Genomic DNA, 23,752 nt, shown 5'->3' with positions numbered 1-23,752 from the left:
TTAGAATACCTGCCTTATGGGAGCAAAACTCTTTCTATGACAATCACAAGGACCAAAAGCCTTCAATGCCGCTAAATGCGCAGCAGTTCCATAACCTTTATGCTTATCAAAGCCATAATCAGGATAGCATTGATGAAGCTCACGCATTAAATCATCTCTATATTCTTTAGCTATTATCGATGCTGCGGCTATAGATGCGGACTTCGAATCTCCTTTAATAATCTTCTTACAAGGAATTTCATGGGGGAGATGTAAACCATCAACTAAAAGAAAATCAGGATGAACAGGTAGATCCGCTATTGCCTTTATCATAGCTTCCTTGGTTGCTTCAAGGATATTAATCTCATCTATTCTTTCTACAGAGACAACTCCGATTCCATGATACACATCTGGATCATTCAATAGAATATCGCGAATTTTGCCTCTTTCCTTGGGTGTCAATTTTTTGCTGTCATTCACTCCGACAAATATTTTCCCTCGAGGGAGAATGCAAGCTCCTGCAACTACAGGTCCTGCTAGAGGACCTCTACCGACCTCGTCTACTCCAGCTATAACAGAAAAACCTTCATTAAAAACTTCTTCTTCAAAGATAGTCTTAGATAGAAACAACCGTTCTTCATCAATAGCTAGTGTCTTCATAGATCGGTATATCTTAAGTAAAATCAGAAATCAGCTAAATCCAATAGCTATCAACAACTATTTCTTAGCAGCTCTAGGACCAATATATTCTTTAACTTTAGCAGCCTTACCAGTTTTACCTTTTAAGTAGTATAAACGAGCTCGAGAAACTTTACCGCGTTTCACTACCTCAATACTTACAATTTTAGGACTATGAAGTAAGAAACTCTTTTCCATACCTTCACCGTAAGCTACCCGATGCAAAGCAATAGTTTCCCCTGCTCCACCGCCCCTACGAGCCATAACTGTACCTTGAAATACTTGTGTACGTTCTTTACCACCGTCTACAATTTTTGTAGCTACACGAATTGTATCACCAACACGAAAATCTGTAAGGGCTTCTGATCGAAGTTGTTCGTCTTGTAATTCCTTAATTAAGTTCCCCATATACTTCACCTAAATTCTCTATTTCTATTTCGCCTTTTTGTAGGAGATTGTCCACTGATGTCCGTCAACATCACGAACTACCCTCACCGCTCCACGATCATCAGCTTGTTCTAGAGTCCCCCCAAGCATTTTCCATCGTCCTAAAAAACTAAAAAAATCGTCTTCACAATTTAATCGAAGCGACAAAATGGCTGTATTTTTATTTTTTAACCCTACTTCCTGCAAATGTAGTACTATTTGCGTTTTTCCTGGGATCCGCAGCCTATCATTACTAGGTTGATTTAATCTAAACATCTTAGAATAAAACTTTCGTGATCGCTGTATGTCCTCAACTTCTAAAATTACCGCACTCTCCCCGTCCAACATAGATTGATTCAGATCCTCTTCCTGTTGGGGATCTTCCCCATTCTTTCGATCATAAAGATAGCGCATATATAAATCAGGACGTCTTTCTCGGGTTCTATCTAGACTCACCTGCTTTCTCCATTGAGCAATTGCTTGATGATCTCCTTGAAGAAGCACTTGGGGAACCTCTTTACCTTCAAATACTCGAGGACGTGTATATTGAGGTCCCTCTAACAACCCATTTTCTAAAGAATCCCTTTCGGCACTCTCCTGATTTCCCAAAACTCCGGGAATAAATCGAGATAAAGCATCGATTACAACTAAGGCAGCAATTCCGCCGTTAGTCAAAACATAATCTCCGATACTTATTTCTTCATCTACTTCACTTTCTAAAGCTCTTTCGTCAATTCCTTCATAGTGCCCACATAAAAATATCAAATGAGAACACATGGCTAATTCTCGGCTTTTCCGCGCTGTCAAAGGTGTCCCTTGAGGAGAAAGATGAATTACCCTGGTATCACTTCTTTTAATATGCCGTATAGCCTGTACTACTGGCTCTGCCATAAGAAGCATCCCATCATTATTAAAGGGAGTGTCATCTACTTGCTTCCACTTTCCCAATCCAAAATCTCGTATATTTCTGGATTGAATTTTCAACAGCTCGTTCTTAATAGCCCTACCCAAAATACTGGAACGTAAAGGACTATCAAAATAGTCTGGGAATAAAGAAAGTATATCGATCTCCATCCCAACCCTAAAAATTATTTCGCAACAGCTTTCGCAGTTTCAGCTCTTTTTGAAGAACGACGTTGACGATAAGCACGACGTTTTTTACACATAGCAACTTTGCGAGCTGTTTGTTTAGCCATCAATTCACTATAAACTCCAGGAGCACCTTGTTTAATCAAAACAGCAGCTTTTTCTGTAAGTTCAGCACCTTGATTTAACCAATGGAAAATTCTATCACTTTTCAATTGATAGTTAACTGCACTGTGAGGATCGTACCAACCTAATAATTCTATGTATCTACCATCACGAGGAGACTCAACATCAGCAAGTACTAATCTATAGACTACGTGATTTCTTCGCCCTTGTTGTCGTAAACGAATTTTTAACGCCACAGGTTTCCTCCAGACATTTTCTTTTTCATTTGTTCCATTCTCTCTTTACTCATATTTTTAAAAAACTTTTTAGATTGCGCCATACGCTTGCGAAACTGATTTACATCACCTAAAGTCAATCCGCAACCAGCAGCTATTCTTTTCATGCGACTCATGTCTAGCTCAACTCCCTCTTTTCTTTCTTGGGGAGTCATAGAAAGAATAATCGCTTCTGTTTTTTTCATATGTTCTTCAGAATCCGCTATATCTTTATCGCTAGGTTTAGTACCGCCGAAATTCGGCATCATCCCCATAAGCTTTCTCAGTGGACCCATACGTCGAAACGCCTTCATCTGCTTATAATAATCTTCATAAGTGAAGGTCGACTCTATTAATTTTTTCCCAAGTTCTTCGTCTTCTTCTTCAGAAATACATTCACGCATTTTTTGGACAAAATGCACGGTATCTCCCATACCTAAAATACGATCTGCCATAGATTCGGCATTAAAAGGCCGAAGATCTTGTATTTTCTCACCACAGCCTTCAAATTTTATTGGTTTTCCCAATAAACTTTTCATAGACAATACAGCGCCGGCTCGAGCATCTCCATCTGTCATGGAAATAATTACCCCGGTGAGATCTAAATAATCATCAAACGCTTTAGCTGTGGCAACAGCGTCCTGTCCCATAGCTAAATTCATAACAAATAGCCGTTCACATGACTTAGAGACCTGTTGTATAGAAGCCAACTCCTTCATCAATACTTCATCCACATGTAATCGGCCTGCTGTATCAATCAAAATTAGATCATGACCATGCTGTTTTGCATAATCTAAAGCCTGAGAAACCACTTTCACAGGATCTTGACCTTCGCTATTATACAGCTCAGCTTGAGTTTTTGAAATCAAGTTTCTTAATTGATCTACTGCTGCAAAGCGTTTCAAATCGCAGGGAACAACGAGCACTTTCTTTGCTTTGCGCTCCTCTAGAACATAGGCGGCGAGTTTAGCACACGTCGTAGTTTTTCCCGTCCCTTGTAAACCACAAAGTAAAATTACTCCAGGATTCCCTGAAATAACTAAATCGGCTTTACCGCTGAGTAATTCTGTCAATTCTGCATGCAGGTATTGTATAAACTGCTGTCCAGGAGAAACGTGTTTCCATACTTCCTCTCCAAGAATTTTTTCCTTTACCTTAACAATAAAACTTTTAACGACATGATAATTCACATCAGCATCTAGTAAAGCTAAGCGGACTTCCCGGATTGCTTCGGAGATATTTTCTTCAGTAATTCTACGAGAGGAAATCAACGAAGAAAAAATTGAGGATAGTTTTTGCGATAAAGAACTGATCATCTACTCAGCAAAAATCAAGAATAATCTCATGAGGATACAGTATCACTTGCATGATTTTCAAGAAAAAAAATCCTATCGCATCCAGAGAGATCCTGGTGTACACTTCCTGAAATACCATGATTTGTAAAAATTTTTTTTACTGCATTCCCTTGTTTATAGCCAATTTCAAGCCAACCGACACCTTTAGAGCATAAAATAGCGTTCAGACCATCAGCAATTCGTTCATAAAATTCCAATCCAGAACTACCTCCAGCCAAAGCTTTCCACGGCTCGTGACAACGAACTTCGGGATCTGTACGTAGGATTTCACTAAAAGAAAGATAAGGAGGATTACAAACAAAGGCGTCTGCAGGACAAGAATAAGGAGAAAACAAGTCTCCATTAAGAATTTCAACATTTAAATTATTTTTAAATGCATTTGTTTTAGCTACAGCCACTGCTTTTGCGCAAATATCTGAAAGAACAACTTTAATATCAGGACAATATTTTTTTATAGATAATCCTAAACACCCACTTCCACAGCAAATATCATAAAATGTTTGAATATGTGGATGTTTATTTAGATATTTTACAATCTGCTCGGCCAATAATTCTGTTTCCATTCTAGGGATAAGAACTCGAGAATCCACTTCTAGATTCAACCCTAAAAAATGTACACTGCCGTGAATGTATGCTGTTGGATAACGCCTGGCTCTTTTTTGAATACGTTCCCAATAAGTTGGGATGAGATCTTTATCTAATACAATAGAGGCTAATTGTGCTCTGGAACTGATTCCAAGAAAATCCATAAAAATATCAGAAGCTTCTCTATCGGGGAAAGCTACGCCATAACACTTTAAATATGCGGTAGCTTCGCTAAGAATTTTCTTCGTTTCCATGTTGCAAGAGCTGATGATAAGCGTGACTAACTAAAGCTGAAGTAATAGCATCTAAATCCCCTTCCATAACCCTATCTAAATTATAAAGAGTAAGACCTATCCTGTGATCGGTCACGCGATTTTGTGAGAAATTATACGTGCGAATTCTTTCTGAACGATCTCCACTACCTACTTGAGCTGAGCGCATAGCAGAAGCTTCTCTATGGCGTCGTTGCATTTCCGCATCACGTATTCGTGCTTTTAAAATACGCATGGCCTTAGCTTTATTTTTATGCTGACTACGCTCATCCTGGCAAGTAACAACAACACCTGTAGGCATATGAGTAATTCGAACCGCAGAGTCGGTAACGTTTACGTGCTGACCTCCAGCTCCAGAAGCTCTGAAGGTATCTATTTTTAAATCTTTCTCATCAATAAAGACTTCTTCATCATCTTCTGCTGGTTCTGGTAACACAGCAACAGTAATTGCAGAAGTATGTACGCGACCTTGTGTTTCAGTTTCAGGAACTCTTTGGACGCGGTGCGTTCCTGCTTCATACTGAAGTAAACGTTTTACACCTGTTCCAGATATACCCATTACATATTCTTTATAACCACCGATATCAGACTCGGAAGCAGAAAGCTCTTCATATTTCCACCCTTTCGCAGCAGCATATAAATGGTACATACGGACACAGTCTCCTACAAAAAGGGCTGCCTCATCTCCGCCTGTACCTGCTCGCAATTCCATGATGACATTTAAATCATCATCTGGGTCTGGCGGAACTAATAGATTTTCTAAAACTTTATAAAGCTTATCAATTTCAACTTTTCCTGATTGAATGCCTTCTTCTAACATAGCAATCATTTCAGGATCTTTTTCTTGAGCTAATGCTTCTTTATCATCGTTGAGAACTTTTTCTTGTCCTAAAACTTTGTCATACACGTTCTTTAATTCAGAAAGACGAGCATGTTCCTTACTTAAGCTACTATACTCTTTAGGATTTTCAAAAATTTCTGGATTAGAGATCTTAACTTCTACTTCCTCTAGACGCTTCAAATACTCTAGAATCTTTTTTTCCATGAATTACTTCTCAATCAAGAGTTCCCAACATACTTTTCAAACTGAACACCGAGGAGTTTTTAAATTCTTTACTCATTAAAGTCATGCAAATTTTCCCCTTCAATAGAACAACTATTGAAAATGATAGAACACATTAACGCTGTACGAAGTACAGCAAGTATTATTATTATAAGGAGATTTTCAATCACCTTGCTAGTCAACATCATGAGTCAATGTTTTATCATATCCTGTCAATATGAGTCACTGCAAACGAAAAAAACATTCTAGTAACTACTTATAGATACAAAAATACGTGTATTGAGTGATATGAATGCTTCCGAAATGAAACATTAAATAATAAAACACGTTTCAATACATCCTAGAATAAGGAGAATGACAACGTGTTTACACAAAAAATAGCAAAACTTAAATAAATAAGATTATTTCTTTTTCTTTGCTGGAGCTTTTTTCTTAGACTTAGCTATAGGCTCTTCTTCTACAGAAGCTTGAACAGGTTGTGTAGGCTTTGTACTACTGTAACGTTTTAAGAACTTATCTACACGGCCTTCAGCATCCACTAATCTCTTACTTCCTGTGAAGAAAGGATGTGAAGAAGAAGATACGCTGACGTAGCATACAGGATACTCTTGTCCTTCATAAACTTCCTTCTTATCGCTCTGATATGTAGATCCGCAAACAAACTTATATCCTGTAGAAGAATCCACAAATAAAACTTTGTTATAGTCGGGATGAGTGTTCTTTTTCATATTGACAACTCCAAAATCACCATCTTATGGTATGTGGGAAACAACATCATGAAATACTAAAGGAAAAGTGTACAGAAATACCTTATGAAAAAGCAAGAAAAAATACGCTTATCACCTCTGTTTCAAAGACTTTTTATTTTAGTAATTTTTCTCTGCCCATTCTCCGCCCTGACTGAAGTTCCTCATTCTCTAAAACAGAATATTTTTCACGCCCGGACCGGCGATTATGCCGTTTTCAGCAAAGGCATTCAAAAATTTTTTCTATTTGTAAAGTCTGTATCCTCTGACACTGTCTGGATAGAAATGACGGAATTTCCCCACCTATCCCAACAAGACCGAACTTTAATACAAAATGCACAGTGGAAAAGCTTAATTAACGATTTACATTCCCCTAGAAGGGTTTTTTTAATCTCTCTATCAAAAGAGAAAATGCATATCTTTTGCTTAAATCCAAAAACTCAGCAACTGCGTCGTTTACAATCAGAGGATCTTCCTATTTTCTCCACACTCTTGCAACTTTCTTTAAATAAAGCACCAGATCATTTGATAAAAAGACAGGGTAAAAATCAAGATCCTTGGTCGCCTAGAATTACTGTAGAAGGCAATCGTTCTGTTAAGATACCTGCACAAGCTTGGCATGCAAACTGGCCTAAAGATTCATCCGTGTTATCAGAGAAAAATGTACTCATGTATTTCACAGCTTGTGAAATCTCCGCATTCCCTTTATGGACTAGTATAGAAACTCCGAAAGGAACGGTTATTTTAAGAACTATTGATGTAGGTTATGATGCTTTATCTCCTTATTCCTATACCCTTCCAGACATTAAAGAATAAACCAGATGGACAAAACCTATTCCAAAATAATTTCTAGACGTTTTTTATAGATTAAATTTTGAAAAAAATATGGAATTCTTAAACGTATCTAGAAAATATTTTTGATTGAAAAATCTAATACAGTAAAATAGCAACCAGGGCTTTTGTTAGACGCTCGTATTTTAATTTTTAATATTACGATTAAAATATACAGCGAAACTTTTGTCTGTTTTAGGTGCGCTAAGCATAGCTACAATCTCGATTAGGGAAATGCCCTTTTCGAACCCTCATTTAATATGAGGATATTCAAACTCAAAAAGAAATTAAGGGTTTCACTAGGCATCTTCATGAGACATCGGTATTCCTTAAATAAAAGTCGTCAAATACTTCATTCGACTTACAAGTTACTTAAAAGCAAAAAACTCTCTCAACATCCCGACTCTCAGAAAGAACTACAAACATTACTAGAACAACTTGAAGAAGCTATCTTTCAACAAGACCAGGAGACAGCTAGTCAACTTGCGGAGCGAGCACAGCAATTCAGTAGGCGCTATCCTGCTTCTTTTGCAAAGAAATCCTGGGAACTTACTAAAGCTATTCTCTTTGCCGCTGCAGTAGCCTTCCTTATTCGTCAATTTTGGTTTGAGCTTTATGAAGTTCCTACTGGTTCTATGCGTCCAACAATCCTAGAACAAGATCGCATGATCGTTTCTAAAACAACTTTTGGTCTACATTTCCCATTTAAGAAAAAGCCCTGGGGATTCCATCCCGAAGCCGTTACTCGTGGTGGCCTTGTAGTCTTTACCGTTGGGGATCTCCCTATTCCAAATTCTGATACTAAGTACTTCGGATTTATTCCAGGAAAGAAACGTTATATTAAACGTTGTATGGGAAAACCTGGAGACACTCTGTATTTTTATGGAGGAAAAATCTATGGCCTCGATAAAGACGGAGCAGTGATTCATTTTCCTAATGATTTTGGCCTTGAGAATCTCTATCACGTCCCTTACATATCTTTTGATGGCTCTGTAGAGATTATAAACAACAACACAACTACTGCTCTCTTTAAACAAATGAATCAACCTTGTGGCAAGATTTCCCTACCTCAAGAAGGTCCCTACGGTAAATTTTTCCACAATAATTCTTGGCACAATGATGTCCCTGACGCATTAAAAACTCCCCATATATCTCCAGTTAGTTATGCCGATCTTTTTGGTATAGGTAACTACGCTATGGTGCGTATCCTTACACATAAACAGGCCAGCTTATGTCATACCATTCCAACCCCAACTGCTCAAACTTATTTAGAAATTTGTCATACTCCAAATGTTTCTTATCCTACACCCCATCTTCAGCACTATAATAATCAGATAATTCCTACTATACAACCGATGAAAACGCTTCTTCCACTACGTCAAGAACATATTCATCTTATTAGGAATAATCTCAATACATCACGGTTTGTTGTTTCTGATGGTGTTGCTTATAAATACCAACCATTTGCGACTGGATCAGAAGATGCTGCAAAACTCTTTGCTCTACCCTTCCCAGGTGTAGAGAATGGTTGTTATGAGTATTCTAAAGGTGAAGCATATAAAATAGGCTTTGGAGGTATGCGTTATAAGCTAAAGCCAACGCATGCATTAATGCAATTAAATGACAATCAGGTCATTGATCTATTTAACTGTGGTATCAATTTCAGCTCATTTTTCATTCCAAAAAATCCTAAATACAATCCCTTGCCAAGTCGCTATGCATTTTATAATCAAGGGAATCTCTATGTTATGGATTCCCCTATCTTCATTAAAAATGATCCCGCCTTACAAAAGTTTGTAGAATCTGAAAAAGCAAAACAAGAAGCCTCTTCAGAAGATCGCCCCTATATAAGTTTTATTGATAGAGGTCCTCCTCCTCAAGATCTAGAACAGTTCTCAAAATTCATTCGTAATTTTGGAATACAAATTCCTGAAGGTTATGTTTTAGTGTTAGGAGACAATTATCCGATGAGTGCTGATAGCCGTGAATTTGGCTTTGTTCCTTTAGAAAACCTTTTAGGATCTCCTTTATGGATTTTCTGGCCTTTAGGACATTTTGGACATTTAAAAAATGTTCCTGCTCCAACTACTCTACCAGGATATTTAGTCAACAGCCTAGCTTTAGGATTCTTTGTTTATATCTTTGGACATATGTATTACCAAAGGCATCGTCGTCTATTTCCAAAAAATGATACGAAAAAATAAAAGAAGAAAACCCTCTGTTTTACAGAGAATCTTCTTTAAAGAAATTTAGAGTCTTATTTTACTCTAGAGGCCACTGTAAGAGCAATAATTGTGGGATGTCCATTGATATCCCACTCTTCACCCTCAACAGTATCTTTAAACTCAAATTGAGTAGTTAATGTCTCTTCGCAAATATAATCTTCATAATGCAAAAACGCACTTTTAACATCTTCTGATGTATTTATTTGTAAAAGAATACGATCAGAAACATGCAATTTATGATTACGACGCATTGTATTAATTTTATTCACTAACTCTCTAGAGATTGCCTCAACAATAAGATCTTCAGTTAGTTGACAATCAAGAACTACGGTAAATAATGAAGAACTTCGAGCAACATATCCTGAATCTGTTTCCCAGGAGATCAATACATCATCAATATCTAAAGTAATCTCTTCAGAACCTAAATTAAGAGAGATAAATTGTTGTTTCAGCAATCGCTGTATCTGCTCTTGAGAAAGAGAACTCAGAACTCTTTGTACATCCTTTATCTTCTCTCCAACCTTCCTACCTAGCGAACGAAAATTAGGTTTTATAGTCGTCTTTACAAAGCTTGGTGTCTCTTTATAAAATACAACATTTTTTACATTGAGCTCTTCTGCGATGAGTTGTTCAAAAGAAGTTAACTCATCTAAACGATCTTTAGGACCTACTATATAAAAATTCGCTAAAGGTTGACGTACTTTTAATTTATGTTCCTTACGCAAGGAATGCCCTAACCCTACAATCTCACGAGCATCACCCATGCGTTGTTCTAAATCTGAAAATACTTTAGTGAGATCTATATGAGGGAAATCACAAAGATGTACTGATTCTTGAGAATGTACAGTTTTAATCTGTTGATAAATATCCTCAGAGATAAATGGGATGAAAGGAGCAATCACTCTACAGAAAACAGTAAGCACTTCATACAGTGTGGCAAAAGCTGCTCTTCTATCTAGTGTATCTTCAGACTCCCAAAAACGTCTACGACAACGACGGATATACCAATTTGTTAAATCATCAATAAAAGTAACAAAAGGATTGACAGCAGTATTTAAATTGTAAGAGCTCATACTCTCACGAACTTTACCAACAACAGTATAGAGATTAGAAAGGATCCACCTATCAATCTCACTATAAGCTATCTCTTCCTTATCATAATTATCGGCGTCAAAACCATACAGATCTGTATAAGTTTTAAAAAATGATAACACGTTTGTTAGGGGTAGAAGAATTTGTTTAAGAATAGATTCAACACCCTTATCAGAAAATCTTAAATCTTCAGCTTTAACAACAACACTGTCTAACAAATATAATCTTAAAGCATCGGCTCCATAGGTATTCATAATCCTCATAGGACTGGGATAGTTATTCAACCTTTTGGACATCTTATTGCCATCTTCAGCTAAAACAATACCATTAACTATCGCATTTTTAAATGCTGGCTGATCAAATAAGGCTGAAGAAATCACCGTGAGAGTATAGAACCATCCTCGCGTCTGATCTAAACCTTCGGCAATAAAATCCGCAGGGAATCCAGCTTCAGTTTCCTTCTGATTTTCAAAAGGATAATGATTTTGCGCATAAGGCATAGCACCTGAATCAAACCAACAGTCAAATACATAAGGAACTCTTTGAAAAGTCTTCCCATCTTTTTCAACTTTTAATTGGTCAATAAAATGACAATGTAAATCAGAGATCTTCTCTCCAGTAAGCTCTTCAAGCTCTTTTATGGAACCTATAACTAAAATTTCCCCGTCTTTACTTTTCCAAATAGGAATCGGAGTTCCCCAATAACGATTCCTACTGATCGCCCAATCTCTAGCACCCTCTAACCACTTACCAAAACGCCCTTCTTTAATATGCTCAGGCACCCAGTGTATCTTCTGGTTAGCTTGCAACATCTTATCCTTGATCTTCTCAACAGAAACAAACCAAGAATTCACTGTCTTATAGATTAATGGCGTGTCTGTTCTCCAGCAGAAAGGATAGCGGTGCATTACAGTACCATGATAGAAAACCTTTCCTAAATTTTTTAAAGATTTAATGATTCCTTTATCACAGCTCTTAATATATTGGCCTTGATACTCAGAAATCTCTTCGGTAAAACAACCATGATTATCTACAGGACATACTATAGGTATGTGATGTTCTTTACAGACGAAGAAGTCCGCCTCACCAAATGCAGGAGCCATGTGCACAACCCCTGTACCCTCACTCTCTTCTACAAATGAACCAGAAAGAATTTTGTAAGCTCCTTCTGCACGTTTATGTTTGAAAAATCCAAAGGGTGGTTCATAACTTTTTCCCACTAATATTGTCCCTGGGAAACTTTCTAAGATCTCATATGAATCTGGATCTGAGAACCAACGAGATAGACATCCCCGACCTAAAATCCATTGTTCTCCAGAAACTTTATCAACAACACGTACGTAAATAATTTCAGGGCCTACTGCAGCTGCCATATTGGATACTAATGTCCATGGTGTTGTTGTCCACACTAATAAAGATGCAGGATCTTCATGCAAAGTAAACTTAATAACCACAGAAGGATCATCAACTTCTTTATAATTTTGACCTGCTTCAAAATTAGATAAAGGTGTACCTAATTTTGTAGAAAAAGGAACAACTTTTACACCTTCATAAACCAAACCTTGATCATAAAGAGAACGGAATACCCACCAGACGCTTTCCATAAATGAAGCATCCATAGTCTTCCACGTAGCAGAAAAATCTACCCAGCGCCCTAGGCGATTTACATAATGTTCCCACTCATCGACATAACGAAAAACAATCTTTCGACATTCCTCATTAAACTTAGCAACTCCAAAGTCCTCTATAGCTCCTGGAGTCGTGAGGTCTAAGGATTTTTCTACCTCATATTCTACAGGAACACCGTGACAATCCCATCCAAAACGTCTAGGAACATAATATCCGTCCATAGTGGCGAAACGTCCGACCACATCCTTAATTGTCCCTGCAAGAAGATGACCGTAATGAGGTAAGCCCGTAGCAAATGGCGGTCCGTCATAAAAAGAATACAGAGTTTTCCCTTCTCTGTTTCTTAAAGATTTTTGAAAAATATGATTTGTTTCCCAAAAATCCAATATTTTCTCTTCTCTGTTAGCAAGACTTTCCTTGCTCCCTTCGCCTTCCATATTCATACTTTAGCCGTTGAGTGCGTATAGATGTAAAAATCACTCCCAAAATAAAGATTTCTCTGGTTTTCGTCCACCTTACCCTTGAAATTAAGAAAAATTCTCCTTCTCTTGACAACATTAAAAATAGGGGGATACTTAAGTTGCACAAAAGCGAAGAAAAATTTAAAATATACCCTGGGGGTGTATAGGTTTCGACTTGGAAATGAAGTGTTAATTGCATGCGGAGGGCGTTGGCTGGCCTCCTAAAAAGCCGACAAAACAATAAATGCCGAACCTAAGGCTGAATGCGAAATTATCAGTTTCTCTGAACTCATTGAGGAAAGATTAGCTGCTTAATTAGCAAAAGTTGTTATTTAGATAACCTCTAGATAACCCGGTGCTCATAGACTCCACCAGAGGTTTGTGAAGTACCGTCATCTATCTGGTTGGAATCTACCCTCTCTAATTCTCAAGAGGGTTTATTCGAGATTATTGAGAGTCGTTGGCTTCCATAGATGTTCTTAGCTGAGGAAGTTCAATGTAATACTACTAGGGACTAAGCATGTAGAGGTTAGCAGGGAGTTTACTAAGGACGAGAGTTCGAGTCTCTCCACCTCCATATTTTTAATTTTTCTCCGAATACTATCGAGTGCCTTAACTCATTCTTTATCAAATTAGTAAATAATTTCTTGAAATGTACACTAATTTCAATCAGTATCTACCTGAAAACTTACTTTTGCGTTATAGTTTCTCCTAAACCTCACAATAACAAGCCTGAGCAAAATATGGGAATCACACAAAACACAGTTTTAATAATAAATCACCAGCACACGTCAACTGGTAATTTAGATCATTATTTTGAAAAAAATAAGCAGCACGTTGTTCAGAACCCGTTGTATCGTTCGTGTTTTGAATCCTTCTTGAGCTATCTGCCAATTTTTAGTGCAATCACTGGAATTCGTGCGTTATTAGGAATTTCTCATATTGAAACTGCTTTGCTTCTTCCAACAGGAGGTTATAGTAAAGTATGTACCATTTCCCCTTGTCTCGAAATCAATGAAGCGCTGCCTACGATCCGCAAGGATGCCTGGTTAGAAATTTTCGGAATCAAAGGTCTTCTAACCATTTGCCAAGTAGTTCTGAAAGTTCTTCGAGTAGTGGTTAATTACTTTAAAAAAGTCTGTGGTTATGTCGCACCAACATCTGCTGATATTGATCCTAAGAAACAACCCATGTTCCCTCAAAAATCTGCTCAAGAAGAACTCCAAGATTTTCTAGGCTAAGCCGCTAAACTATAAGATAGTTGCGGCAGCAGCAGCAAGTTCAGAACGTTCCGTACGTGTCATGAACATATGGCCATAAAGAGGCAAATGGTGAAACTTACCCACTAAGTAAGTGAGCCCATTGGAATTTTCATCAAAGTATGGGCTATCAATTTGTGTAGGATCACCTGTTAGAACAATTTTTGTTCCTTTCCCCGCACGAGAAATAATTGTTTTAATCTCGTGAGGTGTAAGATTCTGTGCTTCATCGATGATCATAAACACTTTTGGCAAAGATCTTCCACGAATGTACGTCAAAGCTTCCATCTCTAATTTCTTAGCCTCCATTAACGATTGTAGGACCTCTGAAAAATCTCCCATACCACTAATATTAAAAAGGAATTCCATATTATCGTAGATAGGCTGCATCCAATGTAAAAGTTTTTCTTCCTTAACTCCCGGAAGAAATCCAATATCCTTCCCCATAGGAATGATAGGACGACTCACTAGTAACTTATTGTAATTCCCCTTATCAAAGACCTGGTGCATAGCAGCAGCTAAAGCTAAAACAGTTTTCCCAGATCCTGCCTGCCCCATAAGAGTAACTAACTTTATGTCATCACGCAAAAGAAGATCTAAAGCACACTTTTGTTCAGTATTTAAAGGTTTTATTCCCCAAATTTTATCTGGAAGAGATTTTAGAGAAACAATTCTCCCTTCACCTGCATGATAACGACCAAGAGCAAAATAATTCTCTCCTCCGGAAATGAAAAAGTATTCATTAGGCGATGGATCTATATCCAAAGCTAAATCTAAATATCCGTTTATATAAAAACTCTCTATATCAGATGCAGATACACTTAATTCACGATAACCACGGTATAGAGATCTAAAAGAAAATCTTTTATTTTCATAATCTCTAGCCTCTATTCCTAAAGCCTCAGCACGCACCCTACGTCCTAGACTCTTTGTCACAAAAGTCATAGGCTCACGTTGTGCTATTACTTGAAGCAGCTCTAAAGTGAGAAGTTTTCGACGTTTATCATCATTAGCCAAGTTAGCAATCGAAGATACTTCTATACGTAACTCACTGCCATTAGGAAGCGATATTCCCTCAGCATGATTACCAGAACGTTCAAGTAACAAACGGATATTACTTAAAGCTCGTGAAGCATTTTTCGCTGACTCATCACGATCTTTAGCAAATGATTCCAACTCTTCGATCACAGTAAAAGGAATGATAATTCGTGTATCCTCAAAAGATGCTAAGGCCTCAGGATCATAAATAAACACACTCGTATCAATGACCATTGTTTTCTTCATTCAGCTAACTCCTAATGAAACAGGGCTCCCACCCCAATTAAGACATTCTATATCCACAAATATCTTTCCTAATAAAATAACGAAAATACTTAAAATAAATACTCAGGAAATCTGTATTTACACTGACAAAATTTTATTAGAAACTTCTTGACCCTTTTATATAATTCTAAGTAAAAAAAACTCTATTCTTATTCTTCTAAAAAGAAAAACTGCTTAACATCTTCAAGAAGTTAGATTGAATTTAGCAATCGACAATATCAATTGCCAATTCTATTGTCAAAAAAACAATGCTCCTCTACAATGACGTTAAGCAATGACAGTAGAGTTTACCCACTGGAGGTCGCTATGAAAGTGAAAATTAATGACCAATTGATTTGCATTCCTCCCTATATTTCTGCACGATGGAATCAAATAGCCTTTATTGAATCACAAGAAGGGGAAGTTAAGGGACAAGCTACCCTTAAACTACATTTAATTGATGGTAAGATCATCTCTATTCCTAATCTAGATCAGTCGATCATTGATATTGCCTTCCAGGAGCATCTTCTCTATTTAGAATCTTCTCAAATGATTCGAGATGAATCTGGTCGCGAAGATGATAAGTTGGGTATATTAATGAATGTACTTCAACAATTATCTAAAGATACTGATGTCCAGATGTTTTCGCACAAAAGTCTAATGTCTCCGTTATTTTCTGGAACTAGTCCTATGGAAATGATCCTACAACATACACCAGAACATAAAGATCATCCTGATGCACCTGCAGATATTTTAGAAAAAATGGTTATGGTGATTCGCACTCTGGCGGGAAACAATCCAAATCTTCTCCCGAAAGCTGAACCACATTGCAACTGTATGCATTGTCAAATTGGCAGAGTAATCAGTGAAGAAGAAGATGCTACCGTATCTGAACAAGATTTATCTTTTCGCACATGGGACATTAGTCCAAGCGGAAATAAATTATACCTTGTTACCGATCCTTTAAATCCAAATGAACAGTTTAGCGTATATCTAGGAACACCTATTGGATGTACGTGTGGCAAGTTAAATTGCGAACATGTAAAAGCGGTTCTCTATACTTAAGGCTTAATCGAATTTGCTCGTTTGGTAAGATAATTGACTTTTTCACTGCAGTCGATATAATTCTTTTTTCTAGGGGTTGCTTCCCCTAGAGGACTAGGTCACATCCTTGTATCGGTTTCTAATGTGAACACATTGTAGGAGTAAAGCATGCGAACGCTATCGATTTCTATGCTTTTGTTTACCATCGGGTCAGGAATAAGTTCGGCAAGTTTATATGCTGCTTCTTCCGCGTCGCAGGCATCTGTTGCGCAAATGGACCAGTCTTCCTTTTCTCCATTTACAGGGGAGATTAAAGGAAATCGTGTGCGTCTACGCTTAGCTCCTCATGTAGACAGCTCCATTATCAAAGAGCTCTCTAAAGGTGATTACATTGCTGTTATCGGCGAGAGCAAAGATTACTATATTGTTGCTGCCCCTGAAGGACTCAAAGGCTATGTGTTTCGTACGTTTGTCTTAGATAACATTATCGAAGGCGAACAAGTAAATGTACGGTTAGAACCTTCTACATCGGCTCCTGTACTTGCACGTTTATCCCGAGGCACAGAAATTCAGGCAACATCGAGTCAACCACAAGGAAAATGGTTAGAGATTACCTTACCTTCTCAATGTGCTTTTTACGTTGCTAAAAATTTCGTCTCTCAGAAAGGTTCTATAGATCTTTATAAACATAGAGAAGGTCAAAAGAAAATTGCTTTAGACTTACTAAATTCCGCTGTGCAATTCGCTCAAGATGAGTTAAAGAAAACTTTAGATTCCGTGGATTTAGAAGCAATTTATAAAAGGATCAATCTTGTCCAATCTGAAGAATTCAGCGACGTTCCTGGTCTCCAACCACTAATACAAAAAGCTCTGGAAGAAATTCAGGATGTTTATTTATCCAAATCTTTAGCAAATCAAGATAAGGCTATTGGAAAACAACAAGTATCTAGCTCTACTGATACCCTCTATAGTACCGAAAGGCCTACAACTACCGGATCCTTATTATCTCGACATATCCGTAAGCAAACGGTAATTAAAACTTCTCCAAAAACTCAAGGAAGAGAAAGTCTTGAATATTCTTTATTCAAGATTTGGGCAAGCATGCAACCTCAAGAACATGCTAAAAAGCTGACTCAAGAAGCTTTTTATGAAGAAGAGAAAAAGAAAAAGCAAACTTTCGTGGGAGAGCTTGAAGTTTATCCCCATGTTGTAAAAAACAATCCCGGCGATTATTTACTTAAAGATAAGGAAAATACTATAGCCTTTGTCTATGCAACAAAAATAGACTTAGAAAAGTGGTTAGGAAAAAGAGTTTCTGTAGAATGTTTACCTCGTCCAAATAACCACTTTGCTTTTCCAGCTTATTACGTAATCAATATTAAAGAAGTTATTTCTTAGACTACTCTTTTATGCCCTCTTCCAAATTGTCAGTGATCCAATATATAGGACAATTTAAAAGTAGAGCTTCTTCTTCAATTCTATAGTACTTAATACGCTGATTCCCCCAAGCATCCTTACCCGTATAGACAAGATGCATATACCCTTGTTTATCTAAATATGCGCAAGGATCTACACTATAACCTGCATCAATAAGTTTAGGATGATTCCAAGTGAATCCTTCATTATACGAAGGAAAACATGTCAGCTGATCTCCATTAGGAGCATTATTAGCAAAAAGAAATAATCTCCCACTTCTTCCCGATTGAACAGCAATACTACTATTGTAACTTCGCCAAGGAAGATTCTTTAATTTTGACCAAGAAGTTCCACGAGTTGTTGATGTTGACATGCAAATATAGTTATCGCTTACAGAAGCATTTCTACAAAAAATTGCCAGCCTATTTGATGTTAAAGATACAATCGCAGGTTCTATGGGGACTTGATTTCTTGTCTTCCCTAAAATAGGACCAAAACGCCCTTCCCAAGATCGAGAACAGAAATTATAAATTTCAACCCAAGAAGCTCCTACAAGCTCTTGATCTGTTAGCATTCCATAGATATTATATGAGGGAATATATATTTGATTTCTTATTCTATCCACATAGGGAGGATTTCTTGTTGTCCCCTCTATTCCAGGGGGTAAGAGTTTATGCTCAGACCAATTTCTTCCCGCATTAAAAGAAAAAGCTAGATAAGGACGACTCATGCTCTCCCCAAGAAGCTGTTTCCTATAAAACAACCATATTTCCTGAGAGTTGATTCTCACTAATACGGGTTGAGAGAAACTTGCAGATTCCTGAGGAAAAATCTCACGAGGCTCTGACCATAATCCCTGATCACAACACCTTCCTATGAGTTTATTCCTCTCTTGCCAAATAACAAGGAGCTTACCAGAGGCTTCTACAATCGTAGAAGATTCTGAAATGCTATTTTCAGAGGATAGCCACTGCTCTTCGTAAGGTTTATATTCTCCAGCATATAAACCTAGAGGAGAAAATACGCATAAAATAATCCAAATTTTCCACATGCATGCAACCTAAAAATAAAAAATAGGAAGCATGTTATAAAAATTTTAGAGTTTTTGTAATGAGCAAAAATAAATCATCTCTAAAACTTTCTAATATACAGAAGGAAAATCCGTTTTACCTCTAAAAACACGATAGATGTAGACACCATAAGCTATAATAAATGGTAAACCTACAAGTACAATTACTAAAAGACTCTGTAATGTTTTCGTACTTGCTGCTGTATTGTAAATGGTGTAGCTATGCTCAGGACTTACAGTAGAAAATAGAATATTTGGGAAAATCAAAGTCACCGATGATAGTATCAACAGAAGCAAATTCAATGAAGAATAGAGAAAAGCACAACCATAACGTTTTCTAGATATGCAGGTCTTAGTTGCTAGGCAACTTCCTAGAGTCATAGCAAGTAACAATATCAATACAGGGTATGTAGGAACACCAGCAAAACTTCCTACTTGGAAAGAATATCCTTTTGTTTGTGGTATCATGGCAAGAGTAGCACCAATCAAAAGCAGATAAATAACTAAAAATGCTGATAGGACATAGGAGAAACGCTTAACAATCCGTTGTTGCAATTCCCCAGTAGTTTTCATTAAAACAAAAGTGGCGCCATGAATTGCGAAGGCACTGACAACGAGAGCACCACATAATAGTGTGTAAGGACGGAAAAATAATACCCAGGATAAAGAAGAATATGGAGTCGTAGGAGATATAGGTAATCCTAAGATCATATTCCCTACTAAAGCTCCTAAGAAGAAACTAATCGCTATTCCTGATAAACAAAAAACAATATCCCAGAAAGCTTTCCACTTAGCCGATTCTGCCTTACTACGAAACTCTAAAGAACACCCTCGAAAGATATAAAGTAAAACTAATGTCCATATCGGCATATAAAAGATAGACAATAATGCACCATAGGCTGGTGGGAATCCTGCAAAAAGTCCACCAAAAATAATAATAAGCCAAACTTCATTACCATCCCAAACAGGCCCTATAGAATTGAGTAGTACACGTCGTTCTTCCTCTGCACGGGACATGAAATAGATTGTACTCAAACCCAAATCAAAACCATCTCCTAAAGAATAAGCAAATACTGCAACCACTAGTATGACATACCAAGCTATCGGTAACATTGAAGCTAATGAAAATTCCATGATTATACTTCCACCTCATTAAGATCGTTTTGATCAGGTCCTCGTTGTATTTTCTTCCATAGAAGAAAGAGGAATAAAGATAAGAGACAAACAAACACTATACTAAATAAAATCAGGGTCTGAACAACCTGGCCTCCACGTATTATAGGAGAAACAGCATCGCTAGTTCTTAATAAACCGTAAACTACCCAAGGTTGTCTTCCCATTTCTGCAGCAAACCAACCCACTTCATTACATACCTCAGGACAGAGAATGGATAATGAGAGTACAGACAAAACAAAAGGTTTTAACGCCCAACGTCTTTTCTTATAAGCACACCAGGTAATGATTGCCAAAAGAACCATCAACCCCCAAAGCATAACCATTAAATGGTAAAATTGAAAAACTAGCTGTATGTTAGGCCACTCATCTTGTGGAATTTGATCTAAACCAACAACAGGAGTTTTAGTATTTCTATGTACTAAGAACGAAAGACCTCCAGGAACAGGCAGTCCTATAACCTTCTGATTCTTAACATCAACATAACCGAATAAATAAATCGGGCTATATTCTTCAGTTTTAAACAAACCTTCAAATGCCGCTAATTTCGCAGGTTGATTCTTCGCAACACCACGTGCTGTAACATCTGCAGACCATAGTTGCAAAATAAGTACGATAATCCCAGTAATTGCACCTAATTTTAATCCCTGACGGGCAAATTCTATATGGCGTTGTTTACGCAAATAGTATGCACTCACACTAATCACTAGGAAAATACCTGATAACCAGGTTCCTAACACAACGTGAATATAACGATCTATACTTGAAGGAGAGAAAACTACCTGCCAAAATGAAGTCATCGTAGGAACAAGCTGTCCATTATGCATGGCCATCTCATAACCCGAAGGTGTTTGCATCCAAGAATTGGCACATACAATCCAGAAAGCACTCATATGAGCTCCTAAAGCCACCATACAAGTAGAGAAGAAATGCATTTTCTTAGAGACTTTATGACGTCCAAATAACAATACACCTAAAAATCCTGATTCTAAGAAAAAGGCAAAAACACCTTCACTGCCTAAAAGTGTTCCAAAAACGTTTCCGGTATATTCAGAAAATCTCGACCAATTGGATCCAAAAGAAAAAATTTGCATGATTCCAGTGACTACGCCAACAACAAATGTTAAAGCAAAAACACCAATCCAAAACCAAGTCATCTGCTTATAAATATTCTTCTTCGTAACTAGATATAAGCCCTCCATTAAAACAAGCATCATACTGATACCCATACTCAAAGGAACAAACAAGTAATGAAACGCGATAAACAAACCAAACTGTATTCTAGATAAAATCACTGTATCCATGTGTCCGCCAGAAATCCGAGAACAAATAAAAAAGCTGTAATGTGAAGTATATAACAAACTATTGCAACTATAAAATACTTTGCTGTTAACCTTTTTCTCTATATGCTACAGTATTATATTACCTTCTTTTAGAAAGCAGTCACTTGCCTTTAAGGTGAGAATTTCTTCGAGTATTCTATTCTAGGAAACTAGTAAAGCTATGCCCATAGATATTACTTACTATACAACACCCTTGTTAGAAATTATTCTGATTTGGGTAATGTTAAATTATCTTCTGAAGTTCTTTTGGGGAACTCGAGCTATGGACGTTGTCTTTGGCTTGCTGGCCTTCCTGTTTCTATTTGTCCTAGCAGATAAACTTCATTTTCCTATTATCCGACGATTGATGCTGCATGTTGTTAATGTTGCCGCCATTGTCGTCTTCATTATTTTCCAACCAGAAATACGTCTTGCTCTATCTCGTGTGCGGTTTCATGGGAGGAAATTTGTTATTGATTTACAAGATCAATTTATTGAGCATCTTACCTCGTGCATCTATCAAATGTCTGAGAGACAAGTTGGAGCACTTGTTGTCCTTGAAAATAAAGATTCTTTCGATGAATTCTTAAGTTTTTCTTCAGTGAAAATTAATGCAGATTTTTCAGAAGAACTCCTAGAGACAATTTTTGAACCTTCTTCTCCTCTCCATGATGGGGCAGTCATTCTCAGAGCAGAAACAATAGCTTATGCACGTGTTGTTCTTCCTTTAGCTCAGGATACAACACAGTTATCACGTTCTATGGGAACTCGCCACCGTGCAGCTTTGGGAGCTAGTCAACGTACCGATGCACTAATCATTATTGTATCTGAAGAAAATGGTTATGTATCGTTATCTCGTGATGGAATTTTGACACGCGGAGTGAAAATGGATAGATTCAAGGCAGTACTAAGAAGTATCCTCGCTCTGAAAGAACGTAAACGTAAACCTTTTAGCTCATGGATTTGGAAAAAATGATTGATTTCTTTTCTCGTTTTTTCATTCGTAATTGGCTGAGAAAAGTGGTGTCTTTAGGTTTTGCCGTCATCATTTGGGTTCTCGTGGGACAAACGGTAACTATTACCCGCACGCTAAACAATGTTCCTGTTCGTATTATTGATCTTGATCCTGATCAAACAGTATTAGGACTACAAAGTAACGGCCTATTGGATAAAAAAGTCTCATTAACCATCACAGGAAATAAAAATACTGTTCATGATCTTCGTCCTACCAACTTAGAAGTTGTTATCAGTGCTACAGGACACACAGAAAGCTGGATAGCTGCTATTGATAAATATAATCTTGTAAGTCTAGATGGTGAAACCAATATTCGTAGAGATATTCAAAGTGTCTCTGCTGATGATATCTTTATTCGTCTAACACAATATGTTACCGAAGATATTACAGTAACGATTACGACTCCTGTAGGTAGCCCTCCTAAAGGTTATGAATATCTAGATGTTTGGCCAAAATATCTTATTCAAAAAGTTAGTGGTCCTAAAGAATATGTCAACGCTCTTAAGGAACAAGGATTAGAGCTAACCTTTAATCTCAATAAGGTATCTTTCGAAGAACTGGAGAGAAACCGTATTGCTCAAGGCAATCACGATGAGATTATCTTCCCCATTCCCGAAGATTGGAAAAAAATTCTCATACCTTTTGGGAATACTAATACATACGAAAATCTGAATGATCCTCAAGCGGATTTCTTGCGTTTACTCTTTTTAAAACAAGAATTTATTCCCTTAAACCTTAATCTCCCTGTTTTACTTTTCTTCCCTGTAAAGTATAGCAATACCTTTAATCCTCTAGCGTATACTTTAGAGCCTTCTCATCCTATTATTCTTAATCAAGGGATCTATCAAATTGATATTCCTCTCTATGCGAAAGATGTCAGTAAGCTTTTCTTAGATGTTGTAAAAAACAACATTGCCCTAGCTGTTGTTATGGCTCCTCCACATGGGAATAATTCTGTGAACTGGGCTGTAGAATTTATAGATGAAAAGACTCTTGAAGATACCTTTGTTCAAGCTATCATGGCTCAAGAACATGGGATTCTCCATGATTTTGCTTTAATTGATGAGACAGGAATACGTCATCGATTCCGAGAATATTTAAGGAAACTTGCTTTATTTGGGAAAGACGGATCTCCACTAAATCTCTCTGCAGAGATTTCTCATAATAAAGTGATTATTCGCTCAAAACCCAAAGAAACTTCGAAATTACATAAGAAAGAATGGTAGTAATTTCAAAATTACCACTACTAAGCATTCGCAACTAAAAGCTTATATAGTCCATAGTAGGGATAATTATAAAAAGAGTTGGAAGAGTTATCGAAGCTACTGTAGTGTCGATGATAAC

At 37.2% G+C, this 23,752-nt stretch carries 20 protein-coding genes and 1 other RNA gene; 8 read left to right on the top strand and 13 right to left on the bottom strand.

All coding sequences use genetic code 11. The annotated features are described in order from the left end of the window. The 8 genes from O1W69_RS03410 to O1W69_RS03375 all read right to left on the bottom strand — a co-directional run bounded on the left by O1W69_RS03410 (position 1) and on the right by O1W69_RS03375 (position 6,552). The gene (locus O1W69_RS03410; protein WP_375793165.1) at positions 1–639 is read right to left on the bottom strand and encodes a ribonuclease HII; all 639 of its coding nucleotides are present in this window, start codon (positions 637–639) and stop codon (positions 1–3) included. Positions 640–696: 57 nt separating this feature from the next. Beyond that, positions 697–1,065 carry a 50S ribosomal protein L19 gene (gene rplS / locus O1W69_RS03405; protein ID WP_375793164.1) on the bottom strand — a complete coding sequence of 123 codons (369 nt, stop codon included), beginning with the start codon at positions 1,063–1,065 and terminating at the stop codon, positions 697–699. Positions 1,066–1,089: 24 nt separating this feature from the next. Further along, positions 1,090–2,157, bottom strand: coding sequence for a tRNA (guanosine(37)-N1)-methyltransferase TrmD (gene trmD, locus O1W69_RS03400; RefSeq protein WP_375793163.1), 1,068 nt, complete (start codon positions 2,155–2,157; stop codon positions 1,090–1,092). A 14-nt stretch (positions 2,158–2,171) separates the two neighbouring features. Further along, entirely contained in the window at positions 2,172–2,531 is a 360-nt protein-coding gene (locus O1W69_RS03395; protein WP_375793162.1) for a 30S ribosomal protein S16, read from the bottom strand. Next, positions 2,522–3,865, bottom strand: a complete 1,344-nt coding sequence (gene ffh, locus O1W69_RS03390) for a signal recognition particle protein (RefSeq protein WP_375793161.1) — start codon at positions 3,863–3,865, stop codon at positions 2,522–2,524. Before ffh ends, O1W69_RS03395 begins: the two co-directional genes overlap by 10 nt. Before the next feature lie 26 nt (positions 3,866–3,891). After that, on the bottom strand, positions 3,892–4,743 hold the full coding sequence (gene prmC / locus O1W69_RS03385) for a peptide chain release factor N(5)-glutamine methyltransferase (protein WP_375793160.1): 852 nt from the start codon (positions 4,741–4,743) through the stop codon (positions 3,892–3,894). Next, positions 4,721–5,806, bottom strand: a complete 1,086-nt coding sequence (gene prfA, locus O1W69_RS03380) for a peptide chain release factor 1 (RefSeq protein ID WP_375793159.1) — start codon at positions 5,804–5,806, stop codon at positions 4,721–4,723. Before prfA ends, prmC begins: the two co-directional genes overlap by 23 nt. A 419-nt stretch (positions 5,807–6,225) precedes the next feature. Then, positions 6,226–6,552 (bottom strand): type B 50S ribosomal protein L31, encoded by a 327-nt coding sequence (locus O1W69_RS03375; protein WP_375793158.1) that lies wholly within the window; start codon positions 6,550–6,552, stop codon positions 6,226–6,228. Positions 6,553–6,636: 84 nt separating this feature from the next. On the opposite strand from O1W69_RS03375, the gene O1W69_RS03370 reads away from it, so the two are divergent. Then, positions 6,637–7,386, top strand: coding sequence for a hypothetical protein (locus O1W69_RS03370; protein ID WP_375793157.1), 750 nt, complete (start codon positions 6,637–6,639; stop codon positions 7,384–7,386). A gap of 326 nt (positions 7,387–7,712) precedes the next feature. Next, entirely contained in the window at positions 7,713–9,605 is a 1,893-nt protein-coding gene (gene lepB, locus O1W69_RS03365) for a signal peptidase I (RefSeq protein WP_375793156.1), read from the top strand. 53 nt (positions 9,606–9,658) lie between these two features. On the opposite strand, the gene ileS is transcribed toward lepB, so the two are convergent. Further along, the gene (gene ileS, locus O1W69_RS03360; RefSeq protein WP_375793155.1) at positions 9,659–12,790 is read right to left on the bottom strand and encodes an isoleucine--tRNA ligase; all 3,132 of its coding nucleotides are present in this window, start codon (positions 12,788–12,790) and stop codon (positions 9,659–9,661) included. Positions 12,791–12,963: 173 nt separating this feature from the next. On the opposite strand from ileS, the gene ssrA reads away from it, so the two are divergent. Continuing rightward, positions 12,964–13,388: a transfer-messenger RNA gene (ssrA, locus tag O1W69_RS03355) on the top strand. A gap of 163 nt (positions 13,389–13,551) precedes the next feature. Continuing rightward, positions 13,552–14,049, top strand: a complete 498-nt coding sequence (locus tag O1W69_RS03350; RefSeq protein ID WP_375793995.1) for a hypothetical protein — start codon at positions 13,552–13,554, stop codon at positions 14,047–14,049. Positions 14,050–14,058: 9 nt separating this feature from the next. On the opposite strand, the gene O1W69_RS03345 is transcribed toward O1W69_RS03350, so the two are convergent. Next, the gene (locus O1W69_RS03345; RefSeq protein ID WP_375793154.1) at positions 14,059–15,351 is read right to left on the bottom strand and encodes a PhoH family protein; all 1,293 of its coding nucleotides are present in this window, start codon (positions 15,349–15,351) and stop codon (positions 14,059–14,061) included. A 345-nt stretch (positions 15,352–15,696) separates the two neighbouring features. Between O1W69_RS03345 and O1W69_RS03340 the strand changes: the two genes are divergently transcribed. Continuing rightward, positions 15,697–16,434: a hypothetical protein gene (locus tag O1W69_RS03340; RefSeq protein ID WP_375793153.1), complete on the top strand. Its 738-nt coding sequence runs from the start codon at positions 15,697–15,699 to the stop codon at positions 16,432–16,434. Between the two features lie 147 nt (positions 16,435–16,581). Beyond that, a complete protein-coding gene (locus O1W69_RS03335) occupies positions 16,582–17,811 on the top strand; it encodes an SH3 domain-containing protein (protein ID WP_375793152.1) in 1,230 nt (409 codons plus the stop codon). A 1-nt stretch (position 17,812) separates the two neighbouring features. On the opposite strand, the gene O1W69_RS03330 is transcribed toward O1W69_RS03335, so the two are convergent. The 3 genes from O1W69_RS03330 to O1W69_RS03320 all read right to left on the bottom strand — a co-directional run bounded on the left by O1W69_RS03330 (position 17,813) and on the right by O1W69_RS03320 (position 21,375). Continuing rightward, a complete protein-coding gene (locus O1W69_RS03330; RefSeq protein WP_375793151.1) occupies positions 17,813–18,880 on the bottom strand; it encodes an exo-alpha-sialidase in 1,068 nt (355 codons plus the stop codon). Between the two features lie 90 nt (positions 18,881–18,970). Beyond that, positions 18,971–20,032 (bottom strand): cytochrome d ubiquinol oxidase subunit II, encoded by a 1,062-nt coding sequence (gene cydB / locus O1W69_RS03325; protein WP_375793150.1) that lies wholly within the window; start codon positions 20,030–20,032, stop codon positions 18,971–18,973. A gap of 2 nt (positions 20,033–20,034) precedes the next feature. Continuing rightward, positions 20,035–21,375, bottom strand: a complete 1,341-nt coding sequence (locus tag O1W69_RS03320; RefSeq protein ID WP_375793149.1) for a cytochrome ubiquinol oxidase subunit I — start codon at positions 21,373–21,375, stop codon at positions 20,035–20,037. Positions 21,376–21,574: 199 nt separating this feature from the next. On the opposite strand from O1W69_RS03320, the gene cdaA reads away from it, so the two are divergent. Further along, complete coding sequence (cdaA, locus tag O1W69_RS03315) at positions 21,575–22,369, top strand: diadenylate cyclase CdaA (protein ID WP_375793148.1); 795 nt, start codon at positions 21,575–21,577, stop codon at positions 22,367–22,369. After that, positions 22,351–23,634, top strand: a complete 1,284-nt coding sequence (locus tag O1W69_RS03310) for a YbbR-like domain-containing protein (RefSeq protein WP_375793147.1) — start codon at positions 22,351–22,353, stop codon at positions 23,632–23,634. The genes cdaA and O1W69_RS03310 overlap by 19 nt, the downstream gene beginning before the upstream one ends. Positions 23,635–23,752: the final 118 nt, after the last annotated feature.

This window comes from Chlamydia sp. 12-01 (genome assembly GCF_042234205.1).
GTDB lineage: Bacteria > Chlamydiota > Chlamydiia > Chlamydiales > Chlamydiaceae > Chlamydia.
Note: the sequence above shows the minus strand (reverse complement) of the source record. Positions and strands in the feature narration are given on the sequence as shown.

Bases quoted from the DNA above. Each gene is read 5' to 3' on its own strand.
- prmC (WP_375793160.1), bottom strand. From the start codon at position 4,743: ATGGAAACGAAGAAAATTCTTAGCGAAGCTACCGCATATTTAAAGTGT.
- O1W69_RS03320 (WP_375793149.1), bottom strand. From the start codon at position 21,375: ATGGATACAGTGATTTTATCTAGAATACAGTTTGGTTTGTTTATCGCG.
- rplS (WP_375793164.1), bottom strand. From the start codon at position 1,065: ATGGGGAACTTAATTAAGGAATTACAAGACGAACAACTTCGATCAGAA.
- O1W69_RS03370 (WP_375793157.1), top strand. From the start codon at position 6,637: ATGAAAAAGCAAGAAAAAATACGCTTATCACCTCTGTTTCAAAGACTT.
- O1W69_RS03350 (WP_375793995.1), top strand. From the start codon at position 13,552: ATGGGAATCACACAAAACACAGTTTTAATAATAAATCACCAGCACACG.
- O1W69_RS03340 (WP_375793153.1), top strand. From the start codon at position 15,697: ATGAAAGTGAAAATTAATGACCAATTGATTTGCATTCCTCCCTATATT.
- ileS (WP_375793155.1), bottom strand. From the start codon at position 12,790: ATGAATATGGAAGGCGAAGGGAGCAAGGAAAGTCTTGCTAACAGAGAA.
- O1W69_RS03345 (WP_375793154.1), bottom strand. From the start codon at position 15,351: ATGAAGAAAACAATGGTCATTGATACGAGTGTGTTTATTTATGATCCT.
- lepB (WP_375793156.1), top strand. From the start codon at position 7,713: ATGAGACATCGGTATTCCTTAAATAAAAGTCGTCAAATACTTCATTCG.
- O1W69_RS03310 (WP_375793147.1), top strand. From the start codon at position 22,351: ATGGATTTGGAAAAAATGATTGATTTCTTTTCTCGTTTTTTCATTCGT.
- O1W69_RS03335 (WP_375793152.1), top strand. From the start codon at position 16,582: ATGCGAACGCTATCGATTTCTATGCTTTTGTTTACCATCGGGTCAGGA.
- ffh (WP_375793161.1), bottom strand. From the start codon at position 3,865: ATGATCAGTTCTTTATCGCAAAAACTATCCTCAATTTTTTCTTCGTTG.
- prfA (WP_375793159.1), bottom strand. From the start codon at position 5,806: ATGGAAAAAAAGATTCTAGAGTATTTGAAGCGTCTAGAGGAAGTAGAA.
- O1W69_RS03330 (WP_375793151.1), bottom strand. From the start codon at position 18,880: ATGTGGAAAATTTGGATTATTTTATGCGTATTTTCTCCTCTAGGTTTA.
- cdaA (WP_375793148.1), top strand. From the start codon at position 21,575: ATGCCCATAGATATTACTTACTATACAACACCCTTGTTAGAAATTATT.
- O1W69_RS03410 (WP_375793165.1), bottom strand. From the start codon at position 639: ATGAAGACACTAGCTATTGATGAAGAACGGTTGTTTCTATCTAAGACT.
- O1W69_RS03375 (WP_375793158.1), bottom strand. From the start codon at position 6,552: ATGAAAAAGAACACTCATCCCGACTATAACAAAGTTTTATTTGTGGAT.
- trmD (WP_375793163.1), bottom strand. From the start codon at position 2,157: ATGGAGATCGATATACTTTCTTTATTCCCAGACTATTTTGATAGTCCT.
- cydB (WP_375793150.1), bottom strand. From the start codon at position 20,032: ATGGAATTTTCATTAGCTTCAATGTTACCGATAGCTTGGTATGTCATA.